Genomic DNA, 1,443 nt, shown 5'->3' on the forward strand with positions numbered 1-1,443 from the left:
GGTTTGGTGCTGGTGGTGATGACCGGCCCGGGTGCGTCGAGTATCGCGTTGATGGCGATGTGCAGGCCTTTGCCTGATCCGGGTGGGCCGATGACCAGGACGCTGCGCTCGACGGAGGCCCACACCTGCTGCCCCTTGCTAGTTCCTAAGAAGTAGCCCAGGTCCTGGGGTCGAGGGTCAGGGACAGAGGGCCGCAAGACGGCTGCCTGCACGTTGAGCTGCTTGATTGAGGCAGCGGTACGCACACCGGCTGGAGTGGACCAACCGGGCCGGGCAGCGAACTCGTTCGCCCGATGCGCGACTGATGCCTTACTGCCGGCGCGCCATCGCATGAGTCGTCGAGCGATTTCCAAACCAGCGATCAGGATGACCATGATCAGAATCAGGTGTGCGATGGGTGACACGTGTGGTGCATATGGCTGAAGCTTGAGCACGTCAAGCGCGCGTCCGGGCGTGAACGTTGGCGCCTGGTCGCCCGCGATCTTCGCCAGGGCGATACCGGTGAGGTGGATCAAGCCGAATGCGGTGACTGCGGTAGCCACCATGAAGACGACGGCCTTCTCGATCGCAAACGAGCTGCCCGAATTGGCGTTGGCACTCATGCGGCGGGCTCCTCGTCGACGACTCCGGTGGAGTGCATCCCTGCGGTGGTGTCCCACCACTGCAACTCATAGGGGTGGAGGTCCACGCGAATGCGGTAGGAGCGCACACCTGCGGTGGTTTGCAGTTTGACGAGGAACTCCCCGCGGGATGAGTTGGCGATGACGTCGACCTCGGCTTGTGTCAGGTCTAGTGCTGCTTCAGTGCCGGGGAGTTCCTTTGCGGGCTGGTAGCCGATCACCTTGGTGCCGGCCAGAGCCAGGAGCGATTCAGCCTTGTTGCGTTCGGCGCTGCCCGCGTCGCCGACATTCAGGGTGTCGCGCAGGTTGTGCAGGACCAGGACATTGGACAGCCCCCAGGCGCGAGCCAGGCGGAACTGCTGCTGCAGTCGGTCGATCGCTCCATGCGCGTGCGACAGCACTCGCCAGGCCTCGTCATAGACCGCGAACCGTTGGCCGTTGCCCGGCGTCGCCAGCGCGGCCTCCATCCACGCGGAGGCGCAAGTGAAGGCGATCGACAGGTTCCCGTTGTCGTTGTACAGATCGGAAAGGTCGATTGCGACGATCGGTGCAGTCGAATCAAACCTCGTCGTGCTGGGCCCGTCGAAGAGGTCGCGAGCGACCGTGGACAGCAGACCGTCGAACGCCCAGCGGGCGGCGTTGCCGGCTTCGAGCATTTCGACGGGAGTGCGTGAGATGGCTTGGGCTAGCAAGGGATCGGGTTCGCGTAATGCTCGGGCGACGTCGGACAGGATCGGCTTGCCACCGGCGGCGTGCAGTGCCTGCTCAAGGGCTAGCGCAACGGCGGTCTTCTCGTCCACCCGCAGGGATCGCTCGAGTCGAA

General features: G+C 64.3%; 2 protein-coding genes. Both read right to left on the bottom strand.

What is annotated here, in order from left to right; translation table 11 throughout:
• Positions 1 to 602: type VI secretion protein (locus tag Q8M73_13360; protein ID MDP2289535.1), on the bottom strand; the 602-nt coding region annotated here is incomplete at its 3' end.
• Positions 599 to 1,443, bottom strand: an 845-nt coding sequence (locus Q8M73_13365) for an ATP-binding protein (protein ID MDP2289536.1), incomplete at its 5' end; no start/stop codon positions are given. The genes Q8M73_13360 and Q8M73_13365, both read right to left, overlap by 4 nt.

It is taken from the genome of Actinomycetota bacterium, from assembly GCA_030684515.1.
Taxonomy (GTDB): Bacteria; Actinomycetota; Actinomycetes; order S36-B12; family S36-B12; genus UBA11398.